Raw genomic sequence first — 23,211 nt, 5'->3', positions numbered from 1 at the left:
CAGGGATTCTTGATTCAATGACTAATGACTAATGACTACAGCAACTAAGATAGAAGCGATTCTGTATTTAAAAGGTAAGCCTTTATCCCTGACTGAAATTGCCGAGTATGCAGGCTGCGATCGCGCGACAGTGGAAGAGGGAATCATGGAACTAATGGATAATTATGCTCACAGAGATAGTGCCTTAGAAATCCTAGAAACCCCCAATGGTTACAGTTTGCAGCTGCGCTCTGACTTTCATTACTTAGTACAAAGACTGATTCCTGTAGAATTAGGATTAGGTGCATTGCGAACTTTAGCCGCCATCGCTTTAAATAACCCCATACTCCAAAGTGATTTAATTGAACTGCGAGGTTCCGGAGTATATCAACACGTACCGGAACTAGTAGAACTCGGTTTCGTCAAGAAACGCAGGGACAATGATTCTCGCTCCTACTCGCTGCAAGTCACACCGAAGTTTTATCAGTATTTCCAAATTGAAAACTTACCCCAAATCTTAGAACAGCAGCCCGAGGAAAACTAGAACTAAACCACCAAACCCAAACAAAACAGCCAGGCGGCTCATTGACATCTGTGTGTAGCCAGTTGCGAACCAGCGTCAAAGGATCAGCCTAATTTAGGACGGTGAGTGTAGAAGTATGGCACACTAGGATCAGCAACTAAGCTCAAATTTGCCAATGGTGTTTGACCCTGACTTTTTAAATGACAATTCCGAGGACAACTCCAATCAGCTTCTCAACGACCACTTCGACCAAAATCCGAATCAGTTACTCAAATATTTACAACATCAGCCCCCTGAAGTTCTAGCCCGTGTCGCTCAGTCCGTCAGTCCGGAAATTAAACACATAATTTCGCAAAACGTCCAAGGGCTAGTGGGAATGCTCCCCCTAGAAAACTTTAACGTGCAAATTACCACGGATAAGGAGAACTTAGCTGGACTGCTGGCGTCGGCTATGATGACGGGATACTTTCTGCGCCAGATGGAGCAAAGGATGCAGTTGGAGGATTTGTCTAACAGTTAATTGTCAATGGCGCAAGTTTTTCGGACTATGACTTGAGTTACCTTGATTGTATAGTTCATGAGCAATACGGGTAGCAGTTTCAATGGGAATAGCAAAGCCCAACCCTTGAGCATCGGCGCGGATAGCAGTGTTCACACCAATAACTTCACCGTGGGCATTTAACAAAGGACCGCCAGAGTTACCGGGGTTAATAGCTGCATCAGTTTGGATAAAGCTGACTTGCTTATCTGGGACACCAACTTGAGCGCTAGTGCGACCCGTAGCGCTGATAATGCCGATAGTGACAGTATTATCTAAACCCAAAGGATTGCCAATAGCGATCGCCCATTGTCCGGGGATTAAATTTTGTGAATTGCCTAACTTAACAGTGGGCAATTTATTTTCGGGAATTTTCACCACCGCCAGATCTGTAGTCGGGTCAACTCCCAGCACCCGCCCCTGAAAAGTGCGACCATCTTTGAGAGTAACCTGCACAGTATCTGTATCGGCCACCACATGAGCATTAGTCAGCAATAGGCCATTTTCGCTGAAAATAAATCCCGAACCCGTACCGCGCTCAATGCGTTCTTTGGGAATTGGTTGCTCATCTTCGCCAAAAAATCGGCGTAAGAGTGGATTTTTGAAAACATCTGAGAGGGGGTTAGCAACTTTGCGAGTAGCATTAATACGTACTACGGCAGGGCCGACCGTTTGCACTGCCGCCGCAATGAAATTCAGGTTATCATCCCTAGTAGTGCCCATGGGTCTGCTCAACTGATGAGGAACCAAAGACTCGGAAGGTAAGGGTGCGGTTACATTGCGTAACTCTTGAAAAGAGCGATTATGTGGTACAAGATAACGACTACCGAACACCCCTGCACCAGTACCAATTGTCAGTAAAGATAGATAAATAGCTAGCTGTTTTAAGGATAAATTCATAAAACCTGATTAGATGTGTGGGAACCAGCCCGTCTTTAGACTTGAGAGTGTCAATAGGTTGAAACAAAGCAGTGCAGTTGCTAACTTCTAAGTGTAGTCAAGCAATGGGCAAGTTAACAGATAATTTCACAGATAACAAGACAATAATCTACAACAGGCACTTAGGACATGACCAAATTCTCAGAGGTTGTTTGATAAGTTTTCAACAGGTAATTTTTATCTTAGGGAACAGGGAACAGGGGATGGGGAATGGGAAGATTGGGAAATAGGGAATAGGAAGGAATGGAGAACACGGTTCGACTTCGCTCACCGACCGCACAAAAAACAATAAAATCCAGTCCCCTCCCCGTACAAGGACAAGACTTGGTGGACAAGGTGGACAAGGTGACAAGGGAGAAAAACAGTACAAAGTCTGTATTTTTAGTAAGAAAAATAGCCCCTTAAAAGACCATTGTCCGTATAAAATCTTCCTTGTCCACTTTCCTTCCTTGTCTTCCTAGTCTTGCCTTCACAGATCATATTAAAAACCTACCCTTGCAAGGAGAGGGTGGGGTCAAGCAATAGTTGATACACTAATCATGACTTGACAAACATCCTCTCATAGTCAGCATTTCACTTTTGACTTTGGCTATACCTGTTCACGTGTTTTTTAAATGTCCAAAAAGAGTCTAACTGTGGCAATCTGAAATACAGAGACTTTCAACCTTATATTTTAACTACAGTCAATTTACCTAATTAGGTTATGCAAACTCTGCCAAATCTTACAACCGTTGACAAGACAGCAAATCAAGCCACCTTTGATACCACTATTAAGCGGCGAAAAACTCGTCCCGTCAAGGTGGGAAATGTCATGATTGGGGGTAACTACCCAGTGGTAGTGCAGTCGATGATTAACGAGGATACCCTGGATATAGATGGTTCAGTGGCAGCTATTCGTCGTTTACACGAAATTGGCTGTGAAATTGTCCGCGTCACAGTACCCAGTATGGCCCATGCCAAAGTGATGGCGGACATAAAAAAAAGATTAATTCAAACTTACCAAGACGTACCAATTGTGGCCGATGTGCATCACAACGGCATGAAAATTGCCTTGGAAGTCGCCAAGCACATTGAAAAAGTACGGATAAATCCGGGATTATATGTGTTTGAGAAACCAAACTCCAATAGAAGCGAATATACCAAAAGCGAATTTGAAGAAATTGGCGACAAAATCCGTGAAACTTTAAAACCTTTAGTAATTTCCTTGCGAGATCAAGGTAAAGCCATGCGAATAGGTGTAAATCATGGTTCTCTGGCCGAAAGGATGCTATTTACCTATGGCGACACCCCAGAAGGCATGGTAGAATCTGCCTTAGAATTTATTGGCATTTGTGAATCTTTAGACTTTCGTAACCTAGTAATTTCCATGAAAGCCTCACGAGTTCCGGTGATGCTAGCAGCCTATCGCCTCATGGCCAAACGCATGGATGACCTGGGGATGGATTATCCCCTGCATTTAGGTGTAACAGAAGCTGGTGATGGCGAATATGGACGGATTAAATCCACTGCGGGCATTGCCACATTACTAAGTGATGGCATTGGCGATACAATTCGCGTATCACTCACAGAAGCCCCAGAAAAGGAAATTCCCGTTTGTTACAGCATCCTGCAAGCCTTAGGACTGCGCAAAACAATGGTGGAGTATGTTGCTTGTCCTTCTTGTGGGCGGACTTTATTTAATTTAGAGGAAGTCTTACACCAAGTTCGGGAAGCTACCAAACATTTAACTGGGTTGGACATAGCAGTTATGGGTTGCATTGTCAACGGTCCTGGAGAAATGGCAGATGCCGACTATGGTTATGTTGGTAAAACACCAGGTTACATTTCTTTATACCGTGGTAGAGAAGAAATTAAAAAAGTTCCAGAAGCACAAGGTGTGGAGGAATTGATTAACCTGATTAAAGCAGATGGGCGTTGGGTAGAACCGTGAACAGGTGGGTATTGGGGAAAATCTCTCCTCAATGCCCAGTCCCCCGGATTGTCAACTATTGTAATGAAATTAGTAACACATGCCTGCTCTCTCCAGTGCAACCCTGTGTTAGATTGGGCATACCGACTATAAATTCCTCCCTCCGACGCAGCTGTCATTATGGTGATTACAAAAAGTAGACTTGTTTTGGGTGCTACGGCGGTAACTCTTTCCAGCATTGCTGTTACCAGCCTTGGCATTCACTCGCGAGGTCAGGCTTTATTTAAACCAAGTCCCAAAGAGTTGGTAGATCAAGTTTGGCAAATTGTTCAAAGGCAATATGTAGACGAGAATTTTAATCAAGTTAATTGGCTGGCTGTGCGGAAGGAGTTCTTGAGCAAAGACTACACCAGTCAGGAAGATGCCTATGCATCCATCCGGGAAATGCTGCAACGGCTAGATGATCCCTACACCCGGTTTATGGATCCTGAAGAGTTCAAGAATATGCAAGTGGACACTTCAGGGGAACTCACAGGTATTGGGATCACAATTAGTCAAGATGAAGAAACCAAGCAAATTGTGGTCATTTCCCCCATTGATGATACACCTGCATTTAAGGCCGGCATTTTGGCTAAGGATGTGATTAGGGCAATTAATGGTCAAAATACCAAGGGTATGGATACGAACCAAGCAGTATCCCTAATTCGTGGTGAGCCGGGAACAAAAGTTAATCTGACAATTGAACGGGACGGTAATGTCAAAGAGTTTGAAATCACACGCGCCCGCATCGAAATTCATCCTGTTAAATATTCTAGTCAGCAAACGCCTGTAGGTAAGTTAGGGTACATTCGCCTGAATCAGTTCAGCGCCAATGCTAGCAGGGAAATGCAAAGCGCCATCAGGGATTTAGAAAGGCAACGGGTCAATGGATATATTCTAGACCTGCGTGGTAACCCCGGTGGTTTACTCTACTCCAGTGTGGAAATTGCCCGCATGTGGCTAGATAGAGGGACAATTGTTTCCACTATTGACCGTGGGGGTGAACAGGAGCGGGAAGTGGCCAGGGGACGTGCTTTAACTGATAAACCTTTGGTGGTTTTAGTGGATAAAGGATCGGCAAGCGCCAGTGAAATTCTCTCAGGAGCTTTGCAGGACAATAACCGTGCTGTTTTGGTGGGTTCTCAAACTTTCGGTAAAGGCTTAGTACAATCTGTACGTCCTTTAGAAGATGGCTCAGGGTTAGCGGTGACAATTGCTAAATATCATACTCCCAGTGGTAAAGATATTAATAAACATGGGGTGATTCCCGATGTGACTGTGGAATTGTCTGATGAACAGCGTCAGGAATTGTGGTTGAGACAGCGTGAAAAACTGGCTACACTAGCAGACCCTCAATTTGCTAAAGCCGTGGAAGTGTTGGGTAAAGAAATTGCCGCTAGAAGTCTCAGGAGTTCAGAAAGTAAGTAAGTTTGATACTTAAGGGGTGCAGGTTTATGCACTCCTGTGAGCAGTGGGAGGAAAAAGTGACCAATAGGGTACACTGGCAAGAGCGAATTGGTAATCAAAGAGATTGGGTGTGGCGAGGATGGCAAACTCGTTATACTTATGTCCGACCTAGCACACCTTCCCACAAAACTACACCCTTACTCCTGCTCCATGGTTTTGGTGCTTCCATTGGTCATTGGCGACATAACTTAGAAGTATTAGGGCAACACCATACAGTCTATGCCCTGGATATGCTAGGGTTTGGTGCATCTAAAAAAGCCCCAGCCAATTATAGTATACAACTGTGGGTAGAGCAGGTATATGAATTTTGGCAGGCATTTATCCGTCAACCAGTCATATTAATCGGTAATTCTAACGGTTCGCTGATTTCTTTAGCCGCTGCGGCTGCCCATCCAGAAATGGTTCAAGGTATAGTTATGATGAGTTTACCTGACCCATCTTTAGAACAAGAGGCCATCCCGCCTGTTATGCGACCTGTGGTCATGGCAGTTAAAAAATTAGTTGCTTCCCCTTTGCTCCTTAAACCCATATTTCACTTCGTCCGTCAACCCGGCTTTGTACGTCGCTGGGCTAGTATGGCTTACGCCAAACCCGAGGCCATCACCGATGAACTGATAGAAATTTTAGCAGGGCCTCCCCAAGACCGGGGCGCACTTCGTGCTTTTATTGCCTTGTTTAGAGCGGCGATCGCTGTTAACTTTAGTCCTAGTGTAAAAGCTATATTACCAACCGTTACAGCACCAATGCTGCTAATTTGGGGACAAAAAGACAGATTTGTTCCTCCTGCATTGGGGCGCAGATTTACTCAATACAACCAGAACCTAGAATTACTCTACTTAGAAAATGTCGGTCATTGTCCCCATGATGAATGTCCAGAAAGAGTGAATCAGGTAATTCTAGATTGGGTTAACAGACATATCTAATTAGCTAACTGTCACCTCATCAGTGTTCACAGATGCAGCACCATGAACCGAACGGGCTACAGCAACCATCTTTTTGAGAAGATCCTGACTAGGAACCCGACCTTTTAACACCACAGTACTACCTGTTTGAGCCACCCAGAGAGTATCAATATCCCCCAGTTGGGAATCTTGATCAAAAGCCAATGCAACACGCTTGGCTAAACCACTTTGGTCGTATTCTCCATCAAGTCCTAAACGTTCTGGGGGAATTGATGTAGTAGTACCAGCACTGGGCTGTACTTGTTGAGAGGGGGGTTTCTCTAATCCAAAAATTCTTTTCAACCAACCCATAACTTATTTTCTCCCATTGTTGATTAAATACTCTGTATCCATCATCAAAGCATGACAAATAATCTACATCTGTCGTAGAAAAGATATTTACTCTTTTGTTGTACACTAAAATAATCTCTATAAAAGATAAAAGATAGCGCGGTGAGCAAAATAATCGCCTGAACCTGTTTTGCGGAATATGAAACATACCCTTTCAGTTTTGGTAGAAGATGAGTCGGGTGTTCTTTCCCGTATCTCCAGTTTATTTGCGCGTCGTGGCTTTAATATAGAAAGCCTCGCCGTTGGTCCAGCAGAGCAAGGAGGAGTTTCCCGGATTACGATGATTGTACCTGGGGACGATCGCGTGATTGAGCAACTCACCAAGCAACTGTATAAATTAGTCAACGTCCTCAAAGTACAAGACATTACCGAAACTCCTTGTGTAGAGAGAGAGTTAATGCTTCTGAAGGTGAATGCTACTAGCAGCAACCGTGCAGAAGTAGTGGAATTAGCTCATATTTTTCGGGCGCGAGTGGTGGACGTGGCAGAGGATTCTTTAACTTTGGAAGTGGTGGGAGACCCTGGTAAAATGGTGGCCATCGTCCAAGTGTTACAAAAATTTGGTTTGAGGGAAATCGCCCGCACTGGTAAAATTGCCCTGACTCGTGAGTCTCGTGTCAATACTGAGTTGCTGAAGTCTTTAGAAGTTAAGGTTTGATTTCGCACCCGCCAGTTGGTCGTCAGAACTTGATTCCTGACCAGCAGCAAATATTTTCTTTTAAGTTTGATGTCATCATTAAATACCCGACTTCTTTGAGAGGTCGGGTATTTGTCTGATCAAACAGCAGATTAGGAGTAAATAAAGTACAAAAATTAAGATCATAAATTTTGTGGGGTGGGTAGGAAAGCCCTCCCTTATTTACCTTATCTAGATGAAATATGCTGTATTTACATATTTATAGTATGGCAAATACTGGTATTTACTAACATATTGATTAAAATTATAGCGTAATTGATTGTTAAAGACATAAAATTATCTAGAGGAATAAAAAAATATATATATCCTAACAATATGCCATTATGGCATGACAAGAAGACTAAAAAACTGCTACAAAGTTGATGGTTGAGTACATTAGTGATCACAAACAAAATTGCGAAAAATCTAACAATAAACATTACTAAGGTTAATTAATTTTAGGCTGATACAAGGATGAGATACTCATTTGATCAACTAATTAAGTAGGTAAGATTAAACTTCAAATTTACTAACTGCTTGTAGTGGTGCTTGTAGTAATTTTCTCTGGTTTTGAGCAGATGACAGCCTTTGTAAACAACTTGGATTTATTTTTATCGACCTACTAATATTCTGGTTAACATGAGATATTTTGCATAAATCAATCATCCATTGTGTAGCCATGGGTATCCAGGAATATGGAAAATATGGGTATACTTATACACAGCATGATGGGGAATATTTGTAATGAGGAAATGCCCCTAGGGAAAAAAATATTTTATAGATATTCCCAGAGCAAACTATAAAAAGTAAATATACCAATATTTAACTCTAAATCAGGCATTTACTATACACCAAGTTTTTATGAGTCATTCAGTTGACTAATGCCGTTTTGGAGGTTAGATAATGACAACAGTATTTTCGCCACAACATTTAGGTGAAAAACTCACGGATACCTTAGGAGAGAAGCTGGCAAAATCAGACCTGCAAAACTGTTTAGCATCTATGGAACTGATAGAGCCGCCAGTAGCACAACAGTTTTGGCAATCCGCAGGAATGAACCCTGGTATTTACATGATTCTGGCCGGTAAAGTCAGACTATCAGATAGTGCTGATAATTTAATTACCACCCTGTCAGCCTCATCTTCATTTGGTGAAATAACCTTGTTTCCAGAGGAAAACTTGAGTCATTACACCGCTAGAAGCTCACAAAACCTACAACTGGGGTATCTCAGACAAGAAGTATTGCAAGATTTGCTCGACAAATATCCTCAGATGCGCGATCGCCTATTATCTCGTGCCCAAATGTGGGATTTACTGATGTGGTGTCGGCAAAACGGACAATTCCCCACACAACCCGCCCAATTTCAGGCCATGGTCAAAGCCTTAACAGTGTTTGAGCGACACAACCTAGAGATTGGCTGTGTAAATACACAATTTGCAGATTCCCAGTTATGGCTGTTGTATAAAGGTCAACTGCTGGATTCCGAGGGTAACTCTTTAGTACCAGGGCAAATCTCCGCCCAACCGAATCAAGGTACATGGCAAGCCATCCAACCAACCATTGCTTACATCCTCAAAAGTTCACAGTGGGAAAAAGCACTAGAACACTGTCCAGAATTAGCTTCCTTTGTGAGTGAGCGTGAACTAAATACAACTGTGAAGACACAATGGCAAGGAACCTCATCCCCAAGAGCGCGCCCATCCCCCACAGCCAAGGTGATTCCCTTTCCCCACAGAGAACGACAGTCACAGAAAAATTCAAATCAAACACTCCCTTACTTTCCCAGCCCCAAAGTGAAAATAGGGCATTGGTGGCAACAGCTCAGTAAACGCTATCCCTTCTATGCCCAACAAAGCGCCTCCGATTGTGGCTGTGCTTGCTTAGTGATGATTGGTAAATATTGGGGTAAGCAGTTGAGTGTGAATCGCTTGCGGAATATGACCAATGTTGATCGCAGTGGTGCATCTCTAAAGGCTTTAGCAGCAGTAGGGGAAAACCTGGGTTTTGCTACCCGTCCGGTCAAAGCCACCTTTGGTAAATTTGCCGAACAATCTTTACCGGCGATCGCCCATTGGCAAGGTAATCACTTTATAGTCGTTTATGAAATCAGCAAAAAGCAGGTAATTGTTGGTGACCCCGCCATTGGTCAACGCACCCTGACCAAAAGCCAATTTAATGCCGGTTGGACTGGGTATGCGTTATTACTACAACCTACAGAACTACTGCAAAAAACCAAGGATGAAAACCCCGGCTTCTGGAAGTTTTTTGAGTTAGTTAAACCTCACTATTGGGTACTGGTAGAAGTGTTCGTGGCCAGTGTGCTGATGCAAATATTTGGACTGGTAACGCCGGTATTCACCCAGTTATTACTAGATAGAGTGTTGGTGCAGCGCAGCATTCCCACCCTCAACGCCGTGGGTATAGGGATGATTGTATTTGGTTTGTTTAGTATTGCCATGAATGCAGTCAGACAATATCTCTTAGAGCATACAGCTAATCGGGTGAGCATTTCCCTGCTGGTGGGTTTTATTAAACATACCTTCAGCTTACCCCTGGCTTATTTTGAGTCCCGTTATGTGGGAGATATTATTTCTCGGATTCAAGAAAACCAAAAAATCCAGCGCTTTCTCACGGGTGAGACTCTTTCAATCATCCTGGATATGCTGACATTAGTCATCTATCTAAGCATCATGTTCTGGTATAGCTGGAGTATGACTGTCTTCGTACTATTAACAGTACCGCCATTTTTTATTTTGGCACTGGCTAGCACAAGTATTTTGCGTCGCATTTCCAGAGAAGTTTTCAATGCGGGAGCCAAAGAAAATAGTTATCTTATAGAATCCCTCACAGGAGTTCGTACAGTGCGCTCCTTAGCCATTGAACAGACAGTACGCTGGCGTTGGGAAGAGCTGCTCCATGATTTGGTGAAAAAAGGCTTTAATGCTCAAGTGGTTGGTAACCGCTTGCAAATTATGAGTGGCGTTATTCAAACTTTTGTAAATGCTTCCTTGATGTGGTTTGGTGCTTGGCAAGTTATTCAAGGAGAACTAACTATGGGGCAGTTAGTAGCTTTCAATATGTTAGTGGGTAATGTCTTGAGTCCTTTTCAACGGCTATCAATGCTGTGGAATGAATTGCAGGAAATTATTATTTCTACAGAACGGATTAATGATGTTTTAGATGCACAACCAGAAGAAAACTTGCAAACTCAAAACCGCAGACCTCTAGGGATACTGCGCGGACATATTTGCTTTGACAATGTTACTTTTCGCTATCATCCAGAAAGTCAGACCAACGTCTTAGAAAATATCAACTTTGAAATTCAGCCGCGGCAAATGGTGGCTGTGGTGGGGCGCAGTGGTTCGGGAAAAACTACACTCAGCAAGTTAATTTTGGGTTTATATCCACCTACAGATGGCAAGATTCTGATTGACGGATGTGATATTACTAATATGGCGCTGCGATCGCTGCGTTCTCAAATAGGTGTAGTAGACCAAGATACCTTTTTATTTGGTGGTACTATTCGAGAAAATATTAGTATTGCTCACCCACAGGCCACCTTAGAAGAAATTATCGCTGCGGCCAAATTAGCTGGCGCCGATGAATTTATTCAGAACTTACCAATGGGCTATGAATCCCAAATTGGTGAAAGTGGCGGAATGCTTTCCGGTGGACAACGCCAACGCCTAGCTATTGCTAGGGCTTTAGTGGGTAATCCCCGGTTATTACTCTTTGATGAAGCCACCAGTCACCTAGACTCAGAATCAGAGCGCATTATTCAGAATAACCTCAAAACCATACTTAAAGGGCGTACCAGTGTGATTATTGCTCATCGCCTGTCCACAGTCCGCAATGCAGATTTAATTTTGGTTTTAGACCGCGGTGTGTTAGTGGAAAGCGGTACTCATGATCAATTAATTGCCAAAAAAGGACATTACTACTATCTCAATCAACAACAACTAGGTCAAGTAGTTTAAGTTGAACAACCGATCATCCATCGGTTTTTGCCAACCCTAACTTTCCATAAAACTATGTCATATGCTTCGTCAAATTCCTCATCTGCACTTCTCAAACAAGAAGAGGATGACTATAAAGTTTATATTCAACCCCAAGAAGAAACCACGACATCTCACGAGTCGATTCCAGAAGGTAATACTCAGGATTTATATTATGGTACTGAGGAGCTACTAGATGCTTTACCAAAGGTCTGGACTCGTGGGGTGTTGTATGTATTAGTGGGCTTTGGGGCTTTGGCTTTACCCTGGGCCACCCTTTCGAGAGTAGATGAAACTGGTAGCGCTAGAGGACGTATAGAGCCTCAAGGTGCAACACAAAAATTAGACTCCCAAGCCGTGGGCAATGTCACAGCTGTGAAGGTGGCTGAAGGGGACACTGTAAAGGTGGGACAGGTGCTATTAGAACTTGATTCTGAGATTTTGCAGACTGAACTTCAGCAAGCTGAGGCTAAACTTTCAGCACTGTTAAATCAAGAAACCCAGTTTGATGTGCTCAGAAATCAACTACAGCTGACACTAAGTATTCAGAAACAACAAAATCAGTTTCAAGCCTTAGAGAAAATGTCCCAAGTTAACCAGGCAAAACAAAATCTTGGTTACAAACAAAGTATTTATAACCTGCAAAGGTTAGAAAGACAGGCATTATTGAGTCAAGTGCAGCAGCAGGTTAAAACTGCTGAAAATGAGCAACATTCAGCTTATGAGCGTTTGAGTATAGATGCTCGGCAAGTCCAGCGTTTTGAGCAACTTTTGAACGATGGGGCGGTTCCCCTCAATCAAGTTGACCAAGTTAAAAAAGAAGAGCAGGAAAGCCGACGCATTTACACCAGGGCGGAATCTGATGTCAAACAGGCACAATTACGCTTGACTGAAGAAATGAGTCGCTATGAGGCGACGATGAATCAGTTACAGTCTGATATCGAGCGGGCAAAACTGCAACTACAAGGGGAAGAAAACAGCTATCAAAGTTTACTACAAACTGGTAAATTGGCTGTGCTGAAATATCAAGAACAACTTCAAAATCTAGAAAAGCAAGTTGCTAGTTTACAATTGGAAATTACCCAAACTCAGAGCAAAATTAGGTCGTTGAATTTACAAATGCAGCAACGAGTGGTGCGATCGCCTGTGGATGGGGTAATTTTTGAGTTACCAGTCTCTAAGCCCGGGGAAGTAGTACAAGTTGGTCAAAGAATTGCTGACATTGCCCCGGAAAATACTGATATCATCCTTAAAGCTCATATGCCCGTCGAAGATAGCGGCTTCTTAAATGTGGGAATGCCGGTAAAAGTCAAGTTTGATGCTTACTCGTTCCAGGAATATGGCATCGTCCAAGGGCGTGTTTCTCGAATTTCTCCCAATTCTAAAATGGCTCAAACACCTCAAGGAAATATAGAAACCTATGAGTTAGAAATCACTTTAGAACAGAACTATATCCAAAAGGATGGAGAACGTATTCCATTAACCCCTGGTCAAACAGCAAATGCTGAAGTTATTGTCCGTCAGCGCCGCGTGATTGATTTTGTTTTAGATCCGTTCAAGAAGTTGCACAAAAATGGTTTAGAGCTTTAATACTTTATTTCCGGAATTGTATCATGTCTCAAATTATCAATATTTCCACGGCAGATATCATTCACAGCCTCAAACTATCCTCTCAAGTTCCTGGTCTGATAGAGGCGATCGCCTCTCAAAAAATTATTCAGGAAGCTGCACAAAAAGCGCAAATCACCGTGACCCCGGGAGAAGTTCAGCAAGAAGGGGATAATCTCCGTTTAGCAAAGAAGCTTGTTAAAGCTCAAGATACATTGACATGGCTAGAAAAACACCATCTTTCTGTGAATGAGTTTGAAGAATCAGTATATAACAAAATTCTGGCTCAGAAGGTAGCAAATCATCTATTTGCGTCTCAAGTTGAACAGTGTTTTTATCAACACCAACTCGATTATGTCGCCGCCATTACCTATGAAATCATTTTTGATGATAAAGACTTGGCGTTAGAAATGTTTTATGCGCTAGAAGAGGGAGAAACCAGTTTTCCAGAAATTGCTCGCCTATATATCTTGGATCCTGAGCTTCGCAGTACTTATGGATACCAAGGAAGGCGACACCGCAAAGATTTTCGCCCAGAAATTGCGGCGGCTGTATTTGCTGCAAGTCCGCCCCAAATTATCAAGCCCATTGGGACTGCAAAAGGGGTATATTTAATTTGGGTGGAAGAAATTACTCAACCCCAATTAGATGAGTCCTTACGGGAGAAAATTATTACAGAATTATTCAATAGTTGGTTAAAGCAACAACTGGACTGTATAGAAATAATTACTCATCTTGATTCAAACAGCTTACAGCCTGACAAGGAATTACTCAAGCTGTCCTAATTTATGGGCTTTGCTGGTTGAAAATCTGAAATATCATTAATTTTTAATTGATGTAATGTTTGAGTAACCTCACCCCTAACCCCTTTCCTTACTAAGGATAGGGGGTAATCTCATATCTTTTTAATTTCCTATTAATTTCCTAAATATCCCCAACTTCTGGTCAGAATATTCTGATTATTAAATAGATGAATATAGGACTCATATTATAGAGTTCTATATTGTTATAACTATTCATTTTCCATCAATAATCATCTAAATATAGTTCATAAAATACCATTGCATAAGTTGTTTAATTAGCTAGTTAATGCGCTATCTTAAAAATATAACTGATGTGAAAAACACGGTTATTACAACTAATCTTTCTGGGAGAATATCCATGATTATTTCCGATTTAAATAACTTAGAAACAGTTAGCGCAGAAAATGTGGTTGGCGGTTGTGGCAGGAAGTATAAATATGATACAAAGCCCAAATATCAGCCAACTAAGTATGATGAAAAGCCCAACTATTATAAACCAACCAAGTCTTATGATCCATGTGATACAGTATGCTATCAAAAATGTGATGAAAAGGATAACAAGAAAGAGCCTACAAAAGTATATATCACAAAGTGCGAACCTTATAACTCTTACTCTTAGGCTTAGTTATCGCCTTAACTAAAGACCAACAGAATCCATTCATGTTCTCAGGGGCTCTCAGCATTATTAAGTTGATGCTATATATGAGAATACTGACAACCGAATTTAGTTAGTTTCCCTGTATTTCTCCAATTGAAATCAGGTAGTGAGAAGCTCGCTGGAATTGTTAAAAAAGCATTCCAGCGATTTTTTTTATTTATTTATTGATTTATATTGCAATGGATATCATAGACAGTTACAAACCCTCCCACTCCCAACCAAATAAATATATGAGTGTTGACGCCGAGAGTTGCGTATAGCTATCAATTGAGTTACTATTAATCTGTATATGAATTATTTTTCTTAAAAATAAAATAAATGGCTATTCTTTTTCTTTAAAATCTTAGCTATATTCTAAATATAGCCAAGCGGAACTTGGTTATAAAAAACAATTCTCAACCCAGCGTAAAAATTCTAGGAAAGGCTCATGATTATTTCTGACTTAAATATTTTAGAAGCTGTTGACGGTTCTGCTGTTGTTGGTGGTGGCGGTTTCAAAATCAAAAACAAGAAGTTTGAAACAATCGAAAGTAAAGTAGATGTTGATATTCGTAAGAAACTTGACGTACAAGTTGATATTCACGGTAACTTTGCTGATGCTCAAGCAGTAGCTCAAGCATATGGTCACAATACCGATGCTGAAACTATCACTTTTGCAGAAGTATATGAAGGTGTTTCTTCTGATGCTGCTTCCCGTTCAACTGCAGCAGCTCTAAGAGAACCTAAGAAAAAATACAAGTACTAAGTCCCAATCATCAAAGATATAGATTATTTCTTTGACGGAATTTGACCGCAGAAGCAGGGATAGAAGCAATTAACGAATTACCAATATAAAAGTTAGTTTGCACCTCTTCTGCTTCTGTGGTCTTTACTCATTTATTTACTGAGAAATCAGATTATGCCTCGTTATCAAGTTACAGTGAAACGTATAGTCTCATCGGATGGCCAGATTATTGGTGAGGCTAAAAGTGTGGTTTCAGCATCGCCCAATAGTGAAAGTGAAGTTATTCAAACCACTGCGGTAAAAGTTTCTGCTGGTAGCAGTTCTAGCAGTTCTGTAACATCGGCTAAAGCTAGATTAGTGCGGTGAACAAAATCAACTATAAAACGAGATAATTTTCCCAATTTTACTGATAAATTGTAATTATCCCATGCTTATAAGGCATGGGATTTTCCATATCAAGTCTTTTTAAAAGTAATACCCCACTCTGTGGGGTATTACCAGAAATTCCAAATAACAAAATAAAAAATAGACAATGCAATTTTGCAGCTATAACGTTAGTTTGGAGTTAAAAGCTCACCAATCTAGATATTTTTAGGAATTATGCCTGATTAAAATCGCTATGTGTTTTTGGTAGGACGACATAAACCCGTTCTTATCCCTAGCTGTAGCGAAAGCTTCTCCCATAGCCTTACTAATCCTTGTCCGACCAGTATCATCTACAATACTTTGGGCTTGGGTAAAAGTGTTGGACTCATATCCAACTGCGGAGGCTGCTGTGGTTATTTCCGCATATCCCGGGGCGACATGTGTTTGAATATCTGTAATAGCATCTAACCCACCAATAATACTGTCTTGTGTTGTTTCACAATAATCTAAGTCATTAATAACCATGTTTTTACCTTTTTCAATAGGTACTGATTTAATTACAATAATACTATAAAAAATCAATAAAGACTAGTAAGTTGAGTTGATTTATTTTTATTTATTTAAATATGTAACTCTAGAAAAGATAGAAGTAATTCTTAGTTTCTGTAGATAATCATTGAGATAGATATCAAGATAATTGTTATTGAAGAGTTATATCTATAATATTCGCCCCTAGCATTATGACTCATAACGCAGATATAACTACAATCTTAGGCGGTACTGAGTGAAAGTATAAATTAGTTTCGCCCCCCAAGGCAGACTTTGGCTGCTAGTCAAGCGCAAAGGTGCAAAGAAAAAAGAAGGTCATTTTGGCATTTTATATTATGATTCCGCAAAGCCCCATTTTACCTTCGCGCCTCTACCTGGAGGGAAAGCCTAACGGCGAATACGGTTAAAAAAAAATTCCACAAAAGCCTTAAACTGACTCATGACTCATCAGCAGGATAACCTGACTCTTCATAGAAGCAAATTTTTAGAAGTTGATAAGCCTGAGCTGCTTCCCCCACAGAAAATCTATGACTAAGGTGTCTTTGCTAGGAGACCGCTACAGAATTTCTCGATGATGCTCCAGGCTTTTCTGCGAATTTTGCAACATAGGAGTGAGGATTAATTGTCACCCCAAATTAGGATTATCTAATTTGGCAGTCTTCCCAAAAATAAAGGTTAGGTAGGTTTTATAACTTCTTCTAATTGCAAAATTTTAGGATTACTGACCGCTGTCATTAAAAATGGTTTCACAAATATTGTCTCAACATATCCAGTTATTTGCCAATTGAGCGCCGTCACGAGAAAAAAATAGATATATTCGACAAAGGATGTAGTGAAATTATCTGCAATTTACCTATAACAATTAATATACTAAATCGATTTTTGTATAAACAATATTAGTGTATGGATAAATATTTGTATAAAAATAAAAATCGAATTCTTCAATCAAGTTTTGGCAGATTGGCATTACATAACTACTATAAACATGGTAGTTATGTAATGCCTAAATAAAACATTAGTTGCGAATAAATTGGATAAAAATTATATAGGGAGTACGCATAACTACCTCTCAACACCTCATTCCTATGTTTAATCTGTGTATTTTATGGTTAATTTTGCATTATCAATACATAAGTGGTGATTAAATTAAATCAGGCATTTACTATTCACCGAGTTTTTATTAGTCATTCAGACTAATGCCGTTTTGGAGGTTAGATAATGACAACAGTATTTTCGCCACAACATTTAGGTGAAAAACTCACGGATACCTTAGGAGAGAAGCTGGCAAAATCAGACCTGCAAAACTGTTTAGCATCTATGGAACTGATAGAGCCGCCAGTAGCACAGCAGTTTTGGCAATCCGCAGAAATGAACCCTGGTATTTACATGATTCTGGACGGTAAAGTCAGACTATCAGATAGTGCTGATAATTTAATTACCACCCTGTCAGCCTCATCTTCATTTGGTGAAATAACCTTGTTTCCAGAGGAAAACTTGAGTCATTACACCGCTAGAAGCTCACAAAACCTACAACTGGGGTATCTCAGACAAGAAGTATTGCAAGATTTGCTCGACAAATATCCTCAGATGCGCGATCGCCTATTATCTCGTGCCCAAATGTGGGATTTACTGATGAGGTGTCGGCAAAACGGACAATTCCCCACACAACCCGCCCAATTTCAGGCCATGGTCAAAGCCTTAACAGTGTTTGAGCGACACAACCTAGAGATTGGCTGTGTAAATACACAATTTGCAGATTCCCAGTTGTGGCTGTTGTATAAAGGTCAACTGCTGGATTCCGAAGGTAACTCTTTAGTACCAGGGCAAATCTCCGCCCAACCGAATCAAGCTACATGGCAAGCCATCCAACCAACCATTGCTTACATCCTCAAAAGTTCACAGTGGGAAAAAGCACTAGAACACTGTCCAGAATTAGGTTCCTTTGTGAGTGAGCGTGAACTAAATACAACTGTGAAGACACAATGGCAAGGGACCTCATCCCCAAGAGCGCGCCCATCCCCCACAGCCAAGGTGATTCCTTTTCCCCACAGAGAACGACAGTCACAGAAAAATTCAAATCAAACACTCCCTTACTTTCCCAGCCCCAAAGTGAAAATAGGGCATTGGTGGCAACAGCTCAGTAAACGCTATCCCTTCTATGCCCAACAAAGCGCCTCTGATTGTGGCTGTGCTTGCTTAGTGATGATTGGTAAATATTGGGGTAAGCAGTTGAGTGTGAATCGCTTGCGAAATATGACCAATGTTGATCGCAGTGGTGCATCTCTAAAGGCTTTAGCAGCAGTAGGGGAAAACCTGGGTTTTGCTACCCGTCCGGTCAAAGCCACCTTTGGTAAATTTGCCGAACAATCTTTACCGGCGATCGCCCATTGGCAAGGTAATCACTTTATAGTCGTTTATGAAATCAGCAAAAAGCAGGTAATTGTTGGTGACCCCGCCATTGGTCAACGCACCCTGACCAAAAGCCAATTTAATGCCGGTTGGACTGGGTATGCGTTATTACTGCAACCTACAGAACTGCTGCAAAAAACCAAGGATCAAAAGACTAGTTTCTGGAAGTTTTTTGAGTTAGTTAAACCCCACTCTTGGGTACTGGTAGAAGTGTTCATAGCCAGTATATTAATTCAATTATTTGGCTTAGTAACACCAGTATTCACCCAGTTATTACTAGATAGAGTGTTGGTGCAGCGCAGCATTCCCACCTTAAACGCCGTGGGTATAGGAATGATTGTGTTTGGTTTATTTGGTATTGCCATGAATGCAGTCCGACAATATCTTTTAGACCATACAGCCAATCGGGTGAGCATTTCCCTACTGGTGGGTTTTATTAAACATACTCTCCGCTTACCCCTGGCTTATTTTGAGTCCCGTTATGTGGGAGATATTATTTCTCGGATTCAAGAAAACCAAAAAATCCAGCGCTTCCTCACGGGTGAGACTCTTTCAATCATCCTGGATATGTTGACATTAGTAGTTTATCTAGGGATGATGTTTTGGTATAGCTGGCGCATGGCCTTATTCGTTTTGGTGACAGTACCGCCATTTTTTATTCTGGCACTGGCTAGCACAAGTATTTTGCGTCGCATTTCCAGAGAAGTGTTCAATGCAGGAGCCAAAGAAAACAGTTATCTTATAGAATTTCTCACAGGAGTTCGTACAGTGCGCTCTTTAGCCATTGAACAGACAGTACGCTGGCGTTGGGAAGAGCTGCTGCATGATTTGGTGAAAAAAGGCTTTAATGCTCAAGTGGTCGGTAATCGGCTGCAAATCATTAGTGGTACGATTAACACCTTTGTGAATGCTTCCTTGATGTGGTTTGGTGCTTGGCAAGTTATTCAAGGAGAACTAACTATGGGGCAATTAGTAGCATTCAATATGTTAGTGGGTAATGTCTTGAGTCCTTTTGAACGGCTATCAATGCTGTGGAATGAATTGCAGGAAATTATTATTTCTACAGAACGGATTAATGATGTTTTAGATGCACAACCAGAAGAAGACTTGCAAACTCAAACCCGCAGGCCTTTAGGTAGACTTGGCGGGCATATTTGCTTTGACAATGTCACGTTCCGCTATCATCCAGAAAGTCAGACTAACGTCCTAGAAAATATCAACTTTGAAATTCAGCCAGAGCAAATGGTGGCTTTGGTGGGGCGCAGTGGTTCGGGAAAAACTACACTCAGCAAGTTAATTTTGGGTTTATATCCACCTACAGATGGCAAGATTCTGATTGACGGATGTGATATTACTAATATGGCGCTGCGATCGCTGCGTTCTCAAATAGGTGTAGTAGACCAAGATACCTTTTTATTTGGTGGTACTATTCGAGAAAATATTAGTATTGCTCACCCAGAAGCGACCTTAGAAGAGATTATCGCAGCTGCAAAATTAGCGGGTGCAGATGAATTTATTCAGAACTTACCAATGGGCTATGAATCCCAAATTGGTGAAAGTGGCGGAATGCTTTCCGGTGGACAACGCCAACGCCTAGCTATTGCTCGGGCTTTACTTGGTAACCCCCGGTTGTTACTCTTTGATGAAGCCACCAGTCACCTAGACTCGGAATCAGAGCGCATTATTCAGAATAACCTCAAAACCATACTCAAAGGGCGTACCAGTGTGATTATTGCTCATCGCCTGTCCACAGTCCGCAATGCAGATTTAATTTTGGTTTTAGACCGCGGTGTGTTAGTGGAAAGCGGTACTCATGATCAATTAATTGCCAAAAAAGGACATTACTACTATCTCAATCAACAACAACTAGGTCAAGTAGTTTAAGTTGATCCGGTTTTTGCATTGGACTAGACAAAAGGTGCGGAGTCATTAGACATTAGTCAGTTCCCAATTCTCAATTTCCTATGGAACTATGCCTTACACTTCTCCCAATTCTTCATCTGCAATAGTTACAGATGATCATGAGTCTCAAATTTATATTGATTCCAATAGTGAAAATACTGTTCTTAATGAGCATAGTTCACAAACTAATACTGAGGATTTGTATTATGGTACTGAAGAACTGCTAGATGCCTTACCCAAACTGTGGACTCGTGGTGTGTTGTATGTGCTGGTGGGCTTTGCTACCATTGCTTTACCTTGGGCAACTCTCTCGAAAGTAGATGAAACCGGCAGCGCTAGAGGACGGATAGAACCTCAAGGTGCAACCCAAAAATTGGATTCTCCGGCTGGGGGAAGTGTCAAAATTGTCCAAGTTAAAGCAGGTGATACTGTGACAGCAGGACAGGTTTTACTGGAACTTGACTCTGATATTTTGCAGACGGAAATCCATCAAGGGGAGGCGAGGCTGGCTGGACTAATTCAGCAACACGCCCAGTTTAATGTCTTGAGAAATCAACTAGAGTTGACTCTGAATGTTCAAAAAGAACAAAACCAATCTCAAGCCCTAGAAAAGATTTCTCAAGTGAACCAGGCCAAGCAGAATTTAAGTGTTAAACAAAGTATTTATAATCTGCAAAAGTTAGAAACAGAGGCACTACTCAATCAAGTACAGCAGCAAATACGCATTGCTAAGAATGAACAGAGGTCGGCTAATGGTCGTTTAAGTATAGATTCTAGACAGGTTGAACGTTTTACCCAACTGGTAAATGATGGTGCGGTTGCTGCTACTCAAGTTGACCAACTTAAAAAAGAACAACAAGAAAGTCAACGCATCTTTCAAAGAGCGCAATCTGATGTCAAACAAGCAGAGTTACGCTTAACTGAACAGATGAGCCGCAATCAGGCGACAATAAATCAGTTAAAGTCTGATATTGAACAAGCAAGACTGCAAGTAGAAGCGGAAGAAAATAGCTATCAAACTTTACTGCAAGCTGGTAAGCTGGCAATTCTCAGACAGCAGGAGCAACTGAAAGATATAGAAAGGCAAATTGCGGCCTTACAATCAGAAATCAGGCAAACTAGGAGTCAAATTACATCCTTGAAACTGCAAATACAGCAGCGTGTAGTGCGATCGCCCATTGATGGGATAGTATTTGAATTACCAGTGACTAAGCCCGGAGAGGTGGTACAACCCGGTCAGAGGATCGCCCAAATTGCACCTCAAAATAGTGAAATGATCCTCAAGGCGCAAATACCGATTCAAGATAGCGGCTTTTTGCGGGTAGGAATACCGGTGAAAATCAAGTTTGATGCTTATCCGTTTCAGGAATATGGTATTGTCCCGGGTAAAGTTAATTGGATTGCACCGGACTCTCAAGTTACCCAAACACCCCAAGGAAATCTAGAAACCTTTGAGTTAGAAGTGGCTTTGGAGCAAAGATATATCCAAAATGGTGAGCAAATTATCCCCTTAAGCCCCGGTCAAACGGCAAATGCTGAAGTGATTGTGCGTCAGCGCCGGGTGATTGACTTTGTTTTAGATCCCTTCAGGAAACTACAAAAAGGTGGTCTAGAGCTTTAGTTATTTAGACAGATCACAAACTAGTCAAAATAGTCAAATTATCAGGGTAATTGTGTCATGTCTCAAGTTCTGACTATTTCCGTTTCAGATATTATTCGTAATCTCAAACTATCTTCCCAGGTTCCTGGTATGGTAGAGGCGATCGCTTCTCAAAAGATTATTCAGGAAACTGCGCAAACAGCAGGAATTATCGTCACACCAGCAGAAGTGCAGGAAGCGGGAGATAACTTACGCCTAGCCAATAAACTGGTGAAAGTTCAAGATACATTGGCGTGGTTAGCAAAACACCATCTTTCTGTCGATGATTTTGAAGAATTAGTCTATAACAAAGTTCTGGCTAAGAAGTTAGCCGATTATCTTTTTGGTGGGGAAGTTGAAAGGTTCTTTTATCAACATCAACTAGATTATGTCAGTGCTATTACTTATGAGGTCATTTTTGATGATCGAGATTTAGCTTTAGAACTGTTTTATGCCATAGAAGAAGGAGAAATTAGTTTTCCTGAAGTGGCGCGGCTATATATTCAAGACCCAGAAAGCAGATGTAATTATGGATATCAAGGAAGGCGACACCGCAAAGATTTTCGCCCGGAGATTGCTGCATCTGTATTTGCTGCAACTCCACCACAGGTGATTAAGCCCATTGGGACTGCAAAAGGAGTGTATTTAATTTGGGTGGAAGAAATTAATCAACCCCAATTAGATGAGCAGTTATGCCAAACTATCATCACAGAATTATTTTCTGATTGGTTAGATCAGCAAATTAAGTCTATAGAGATAATCACCCAGATAGATTTGGATACTATACAGCCACAGAAAGAATTGATGGGGAGCATCTGATTTTCTCAACCCTCATGAAGGCTAGGGTATACACACAAGTAATCGCAGAACATGGGTTTGACCCCACCCTCACGCTCCCCTTATCAAGGCGAGAGGGCTAGATTGAGCGTTTTTCCCCAGTGCATCGGGGGGAATAAAGGGGGTAGTGCGATTTGTGTGTACACCTTAGCTTTATTAAGGAGAAGAAAATTTAAACCTGTTAAAAAAGCATTTTTTAACAGTCAATTCTGCTGGAAAATAATTAATCAACTTAATAAAATTAACTGTTAGGCAATATATTTTACTGCCTAATTTTTGGCGTTTTTATGGTTACTAATTAATCAATATATAAATATTTTATTACCTGGAAAAATAATCAAAAAACCTATTGACTTTT

At 41.3% G+C, this 23,211-nt stretch carries 17 protein-coding genes and 1 pseudogene; 15 read left to right on the top strand and 3 right to left on the bottom strand.

Annotated features, from left to right (window positions below):
* Nucleotides 1–31 precede the first annotated feature (31 nt).
* The gene (gene scpB, locus IM676_RS05465; RefSeq protein WP_200989283.1) at nucleotides 32–523 is read left to right on the top strand and encodes an SMC-Scp complex subunit ScpB; all 492 of its coding nucleotides are present in this window, start codon (nucleotides 32–34) and stop codon (nucleotides 521–523) included.
* Between the two features lie 154 nt (nucleotides 524–677).
* Nucleotides 678–1,022, top strand: a complete 345-nt coding sequence (locus IM676_RS05460; protein WP_200989282.1) for a DUF760 domain-containing protein — start codon at nucleotides 678–680, stop codon at nucleotides 1,020–1,022.
* Between the two features lie 27 nt (nucleotides 1,023–1,049).
* Here IM676_RS05460 and IM676_RS05455 read toward each other — a convergent pair.
* A pseudogene (locus IM676_RS05455) lies at nucleotides 1,050–1,940 on the bottom strand (trypsin-like peptidase domain-containing protein); the annotation flags it as partial.
* Nucleotides 1,941–2,682: 742 nt separating this feature from the next.
* On the opposite strand from IM676_RS05455, the gene ispG reads away from it, so the two are divergent.
* The 3 genes from ispG (at nucleotide 2,683) to IM676_RS05440 (ending at nucleotide 6,317) form a co-directional block, all read left to right on the top strand.
* Complete coding sequence (gene ispG / locus IM676_RS05450; RefSeq protein ID WP_200989281.1) at nucleotides 2,683–3,909, top strand: (E)-4-hydroxy-3-methylbut-2-enyl-diphosphate synthase; 1,227 nt, start codon at nucleotides 2,683–2,685, stop codon at nucleotides 3,907–3,909.
* A gap of 159 nt (nucleotides 3,910–4,068) precedes the next feature.
* Nucleotides 4,069–5,355 carry a carboxyl-terminal processing protease CtpC gene (ctpC, locus tag IM676_RS05445; protein WP_200989280.1) on the top strand — a complete coding sequence of 429 codons (1,287 nt, stop codon included), beginning with the start codon at nucleotides 4,069–4,071 and terminating at the stop codon, nucleotides 5,353–5,355.
* A gap of 56 nt (nucleotides 5,356–5,411) precedes the next feature.
* The gene (locus tag IM676_RS05440; protein WP_200989279.1) at nucleotides 5,412–6,317 is read left to right on the top strand and encodes an alpha/beta fold hydrolase; all 906 of its coding nucleotides are present in this window, start codon (nucleotides 5,412–5,414) and stop codon (nucleotides 6,315–6,317) included.
* On the opposite strand, the gene IM676_RS05435 is transcribed toward IM676_RS05440, so the two are convergent.
* A complete protein-coding gene (locus tag IM676_RS05435; RefSeq protein WP_200989278.1) occupies nucleotides 6,318–6,647 on the bottom strand; it encodes a BON domain-containing protein in 330 nt (109 codons plus the stop codon).
* Nucleotides 6,648–6,825: 178 nt separating this feature from the next.
* On the opposite strand from IM676_RS05435, the gene ilvN reads away from it, so the two are divergent.
* From ilvN to IM676_RS05400, 7 genes are all read left to right on the top strand, one after another.
* Nucleotides 6,826–7,344 (top strand): acetolactate synthase small subunit, encoded by a 519-nt coding sequence (gene ilvN, locus IM676_RS05430; RefSeq protein WP_200989277.1) that lies wholly within the window; start codon nucleotides 6,826–6,828, stop codon nucleotides 7,342–7,344.
* A 921-nt stretch (nucleotides 7,345–8,265) separates the two neighbouring features.
* On the top strand, nucleotides 8,266–11,340 hold the full coding sequence (locus IM676_RS05425) for a peptidase domain-containing ABC transporter (protein WP_200989276.1): 3,075 nt from the start codon (nucleotides 8,266–8,268) through the stop codon (nucleotides 11,338–11,340).
* A 54-nt stretch (nucleotides 11,341–11,394) separates the two neighbouring features.
* Nucleotides 11,395–12,948 (top strand): HlyD family efflux transporter periplasmic adaptor subunit, encoded by a 1,554-nt coding sequence (locus IM676_RS05420; RefSeq protein WP_200989275.1) that lies wholly within the window; start codon nucleotides 11,395–11,397, stop codon nucleotides 12,946–12,948.
* A 23-nt stretch (nucleotides 12,949–12,971) separates the two neighbouring features.
* Nucleotides 12,972–13,751 (top strand): peptidylprolyl isomerase, encoded by a 780-nt coding sequence (locus tag IM676_RS05415; RefSeq protein WP_200989274.1) that lies wholly within the window; start codon nucleotides 12,972–12,974, stop codon nucleotides 13,749–13,751.
* 376 nt (nucleotides 13,752–14,127) lie between these two features.
* A complete protein-coding gene (locus tag IM676_RS05410) occupies nucleotides 14,128–14,388 on the top strand; it encodes a hypothetical protein (protein WP_200989273.1) in 261 nt (86 codons plus the stop codon).
* Between the two features lie 466 nt (nucleotides 14,389–14,854).
* Complete coding sequence (locus tag IM676_RS05405) at nucleotides 14,855–15,172, top strand: hypothetical protein (protein ID WP_200989272.1); 318 nt, start codon at nucleotides 14,855–14,857, stop codon at nucleotides 15,170–15,172.
* A 153-nt stretch (nucleotides 15,173–15,325) separates the two neighbouring features.
* On the top strand, nucleotides 15,326–15,517 hold the full coding sequence (locus IM676_RS05400) for a hypothetical protein (RefSeq protein WP_200989271.1): 192 nt from the start codon (nucleotides 15,326–15,328) through the stop codon (nucleotides 15,515–15,517).
* Between the two features lie 225 nt (nucleotides 15,518–15,742).
* Here IM676_RS05400 and IM676_RS05395 read toward each other — a convergent pair whose 3' ends face one another.
* On the bottom strand, nucleotides 15,743–16,042 hold the full coding sequence (locus IM676_RS05395; protein WP_200989270.1) for a hypothetical protein: 300 nt from the start codon (nucleotides 16,040–16,042) through the stop codon (nucleotides 15,743–15,745).
* 1,242 nt (nucleotides 16,043–17,284) lie between these two features.
* Between IM676_RS05395 and IM676_RS05390 the strand changes: the two genes are divergently transcribed.
* The 3 genes from IM676_RS05390 to IM676_RS05380 all read left to right on the top strand — a co-directional run bounded on the left by IM676_RS05390 (nucleotide 17,285) and on the right by IM676_RS05380 (nucleotide 22,835).
* Complete coding sequence (locus tag IM676_RS05390; RefSeq protein WP_200989269.1) at nucleotides 17,285–20,359, top strand: peptidase domain-containing ABC transporter; 3,075 nt, start codon at nucleotides 17,285–17,287, stop codon at nucleotides 20,357–20,359.
* 88 nt (nucleotides 20,360–20,447) lie between these two features.
* Nucleotides 20,448–21,998, top strand: a complete 1,551-nt coding sequence (locus tag IM676_RS05385; protein ID WP_200989268.1) for an HlyD family efflux transporter periplasmic adaptor subunit — start codon at nucleotides 20,448–20,450, stop codon at nucleotides 21,996–21,998.
* 57 nt (nucleotides 21,999–22,055) lie between these two features.
* Nucleotides 22,056–22,835, top strand: a complete 780-nt coding sequence (locus IM676_RS05380; protein ID WP_200989267.1) for a peptidylprolyl isomerase — start codon at nucleotides 22,056–22,058, stop codon at nucleotides 22,833–22,835.
* Nucleotides 22,836–23,211: the final 376 nt, after the last annotated feature.

The organism is Anabaenopsis elenkinii CCIBt3563 (assembly GCF_015245355.1).
Classification (GTDB): Bacteria; Cyanobacteriota; Cyanobacteriia; order Cyanobacteriales; family Nostocaceae; genus Anabaenopsis; species Anabaenopsis elenkinii.
Note: the sequence above shows the minus strand (reverse complement) of the source record. Positions and strands in the feature narration are given on the sequence as shown.

Bases quoted from the DNA above. Each gene is read 5' to 3' on its own strand.
- IM676_RS05380 (WP_200989267.1), top strand. From the start codon at position 22,056: ATGTCTCAAGTTCTGACTATTTCCGTTTCAGATATTATTCGTAATCTC.
- IM676_RS05460 (WP_200989282.1), top strand. From the start codon at position 678: ATGGTGTTTGACCCTGACTTTTTAAATGACAATTCCGAGGACAACTCC.
- ilvN (WP_200989277.1), top strand. From the start codon at position 6,826: ATGAAACATACCCTTTCAGTTTTGGTAGAAGATGAGTCGGGTGTTCTT.
- scpB (WP_200989283.1), top strand. From the start codon at position 32: ATGACTACAGCAACTAAGATAGAAGCGATTCTGTATTTAAAAGGTAAG.
- ctpC (WP_200989280.1), top strand. From the start codon at position 4,069: ATGGTGATTACAAAAAGTAGACTTGTTTTGGGTGCTACGGCGGTAACT.
- IM676_RS05400 (WP_200989271.1), top strand. From the start codon at position 15,326: ATGCCTCGTTATCAAGTTACAGTGAAACGTATAGTCTCATCGGATGGC.
- IM676_RS05415 (WP_200989274.1), top strand. From the start codon at position 12,972: ATGTCTCAAATTATCAATATTTCCACGGCAGATATCATTCACAGCCTC.
- IM676_RS05385 (WP_200989268.1), top strand. From the start codon at position 20,448: ATGCCTTACACTTCTCCCAATTCTTCATCTGCAATAGTTACAGATGAT.
- ispG (WP_200989281.1), top strand. From the start codon at position 2,683: ATGCAAACTCTGCCAAATCTTACAACCGTTGACAAGACAGCAAATCAA.
- IM676_RS05395 (WP_200989270.1), bottom strand. From the start codon at position 16,042: ATGGTTATTAATGACTTAGATTATTGTGAAACAACACAAGACAGTATT.
- IM676_RS05435 (WP_200989278.1), bottom strand. From the start codon at position 6,647: ATGGGTTGGTTGAAAAGAATTTTTGGATTAGAGAAACCCCCCTCTCAA.
- IM676_RS05390 (WP_200989269.1), top strand. From the start codon at position 17,285: ATGACAACAGTATTTTCGCCACAACATTTAGGTGAAAAACTCACGGAT.
- IM676_RS05410 (WP_200989273.1), top strand. From the start codon at position 14,128: ATGATTATTTCCGATTTAAATAACTTAGAAACAGTTAGCGCAGAAAAT.
- IM676_RS05425 (WP_200989276.1), top strand. From the start codon at position 8,266: ATGACAACAGTATTTTCGCCACAACATTTAGGTGAAAAACTCACGGAT.
- IM676_RS05420 (WP_200989275.1), top strand. From the start codon at position 11,395: ATGTCATATGCTTCGTCAAATTCCTCATCTGCACTTCTCAAACAAGAA.
- IM676_RS05405 (WP_200989272.1), top strand. From the start codon at position 14,855: ATGATTATTTCTGACTTAAATATTTTAGAAGCTGTTGACGGTTCTGCT.